Here is a 2460-nt window from a genome sequence, read left to right on the forward strand (position 1 = left end):
GGTGGGTCATGATGGGAACCCGTCCCAGGTAGTGCCATCGAGCAGGCGGCCGGAGGCCTTCTTGCCTGCGAGCTGCATCCAGACGTGGTTGTCTCCCTCGGCAGCCAAGTCGCTGCCGTTCTCGCTAAGGTCGGTGAGCCGAACGCGGGGCACGCCCTCGACCAACGGGTAGCCCATGCTCTCCGGGCCGCGCGGCACCCACTCCCCCCACTGCTTGAACAGGAAGGGCACGCCCGCCGCCTCGCACTGGTCACGCAGGCTGCGGGCCCAGTCGGGGTGCATGGGGCGAGCGCCTCGGCCACTCTCGCCGCCGACGATGACCCAATGCACGCTTGGATCTGTCGACGTTGCCCGCTGCAGCGCGTTGCCAGTGATGATGGGGTCGAATTCGTGATGACCATGACCGCCGCCGACCGGAACGCTGGTGAGGTCTACCGGTCCCAGCAGTGGCTCCATGCTCAGGAACCGCACGGGGGCGGGCACTTGCAGTAGCTTTCGGATATCGCGGTCGGCTTCGGCTTGGTTGACGATGGTGGCGCCCAGCCAGACCCGACTGCTGATCATTTCAAACATCAGACTGTCGCCGGAACACATAGGCATCACGTTGCCGATGCGTTTCGTGAGAATGAGCCAGTCCAGATTGGGGGTATCTGCGATCAGCTCGAACAAGTCCATGCGCCACTGCGTCGGGGCGGCGTTGTCGAACACATCGGCCAGCGAGGCGCAGAAAACCCGCTGGCGGCGGCCGTGCTGGGCCATGAAGGCGTCGGCCTGGGCGTTCCAGCGCTTGGGCAGCGACCAATTGGCGGCGCTGGTGCGGCGGCGGGGAGCGTCCGGGCCCCAGTTGGTGGCGGTGCCGCCGCCAAAGCGGGCGTTACGCGCCTCGGCATAGCAGTGGTCGCAGCCGGGGCTGACCTTTTGGCAGCCTTCCCAAGGGTTGAAGGTGTGGTCGCACCACTCGATGCTTGTGTTGGAGCTCATGCCGCCACCTCCCCGCGCACGCTGCACTGCGCCGTCAATGTCTGGTACCGCTCCACAAACGCATCCCGGTGGTGCCGCCAGCTCATGGCCACGCGCACGGGGCTGTTCAGGTCCACGGCCTCCATGGGGCGCACCTCGGCGCCTGGGGTGTCCAGGATGGGCCAGGGGGCGTTGATGGCGGGGTCGTAGCGGGTGAGGTCGCGGCGCTCGGTGGCCAGGGCGGTCAGGTCGGCGTGCTTGATGAAGTCGCGGTAGCCGGTGTAGGCGGCCTGCAGGCCGTAGTGCTTGCGCATCAGCAGGGCCAGCGGGTTCTCCAGCGACAGCCAGGCGGTGCCCAGCTCCCATTTGATGGGGCTGGCAACGTCGCCGCACAGGCATTCGTGGGCGTCGTGCATAAGGCCCGCAAGCTGTGCGATGGGTGGCAGGCCCATGTCTTGCAGGATGTCGCTCACAAACATGCTGTGCTCAGCAACGCTTTCGGGTCGGATCGTGTGGCCGGTGAAGCGGTTGATTTGCGCCAGGCTGTGGGCGATGACCTCGATGGTGGGCATGCTGCCCAGCATTGCGGCGGGGCCGCTGATGGGTTGGTCGGCGCCGTGGGCGGTGACGAGCCAGTGGGATGTGGTCATGCTGGGCTGTCCTGTTGGCCGGTTGCCTTGGCGATGGCGGCATACACCTGGTCGCGGATGGGCTTGGGGAGGTAGGAGCCCGTGCCGTAGGGGCGCGAGCCGAGTTTTGCGGAGACGGCTTGCAGTGCGTCGAGCATTTCGCCCGAGGCAGCCATTGCGCGGCCTGTTGCTGCGTAGGTGCGTGCTTCATGCATGGCATCGGTGTGCAGCGAGGCAACCAGATCAGTGCCCGGGCAGTCGGGGCTGATTGCCGTGTGGCTTGGCTTGGGTGCGCGGATCTGCGATCCGTTGAAGTGCAGGCCGCTGAGTGGCTTCGTTGTCATGTCGTAGTCGCCTCGGAAAAATCGGCCTGCAAATTGACCTTGATGGGGATGCCAAAGTCTTGTGCGGCCACTGTCTCCAGCGCCTTGCAAATGGCCTCGTAGTGGTCGGTGGTTGGCGCGTTGGTCTTGACCAGTGCCTCCACTGCGACAGCCAAATTGCGGCGGGCTGGAGCTGTGCTCATGTCGTGGCTGTCCTGTGTTGCTCAGTTGGCGCCGGGTGCCTTGCTTGCGGCCTCCGCGCCCAGCGCGGCATAGGCGGCGCCGTCTTGGTAGTCGTCGGGGTTGAAGCGGCCGTTGCGGGCGGTGTTGGCGGCGCGCACCAGCTTCAGGGTCTGCATGAAGGCCCAGCCCTGGCGCTCGTCCAGGTTGGTGCCCTCGATGGCGTTGAAGGCGGCCACGGTTGCGGCCATGCTGCGTTCTTGCGGCTGGCTGGCGCCGCCGGTGTCGCGCTCCACCCCGCGCTGCAGGATGGTGTGGGCAGCATCAGACAGCAGGGTGACGGGGTACGGTTGCGGGGCGGACTGGGG

General features: G+C 66.5%; 5 protein-coding genes. All 5 read right to left on the reverse strand.

Translation table 11 applies throughout. From position 1 onward, the window contains the following. Positions 1-6: 6 nt before the first annotated feature. From AC07X4_RS23835 to AC07X4_RS23855, 5 genes are read right to left on the reverse strand one after another with little or no spacing between them, the layout of a single operon-like run. Entirely contained in the window at positions 7-981 is a 975-nt protein-coding gene (locus AC07X4_RS23835) for a phage Gp37/Gp68 family protein (RefSeq protein WP_494741528.1), read from the reverse strand. Further along, complete coding sequence (locus AC07X4_RS23840) at positions 978-1610, reverse strand: hypothetical protein (protein WP_494741529.1); 633 nt, start codon at positions 1608-1610, stop codon at positions 978-980. Before AC07X4_RS23840 ends, AC07X4_RS23835 begins: the two co-directional genes overlap by 4 nt. Further along, on the reverse strand, positions 1607-1933 hold the full coding sequence (locus AC07X4_RS23845; protein WP_494741530.1) for a hypothetical protein: 327 nt from the start codon (positions 1931-1933) through the stop codon (positions 1607-1609). Before AC07X4_RS23845 ends, AC07X4_RS23840 begins: the two co-directional genes overlap by 4 nt. Further along, a complete protein-coding gene (locus AC07X4_RS23850) occupies positions 1930-2115 on the reverse strand; it encodes a hypothetical protein (protein WP_494741531.1) in 186 nt (61 codons plus the stop codon). Before AC07X4_RS23850 ends, AC07X4_RS23845 begins: the two co-directional genes overlap by 4 nt. Before the next feature lie 21 nt (positions 2116-2136). After that, complete coding sequence (locus tag AC07X4_RS23855) at positions 2137-2427, reverse strand: DUF6378 domain-containing protein (RefSeq protein ID WP_494741532.1); 291 nt, start codon at positions 2425-2427, stop codon at positions 2137-2139. Positions 2428-2460: the final 33 nt, after the last annotated feature.

This window comes from Acidovorax sp. GW460-11-11-14-LB4 (genome assembly GCF_059423685.1).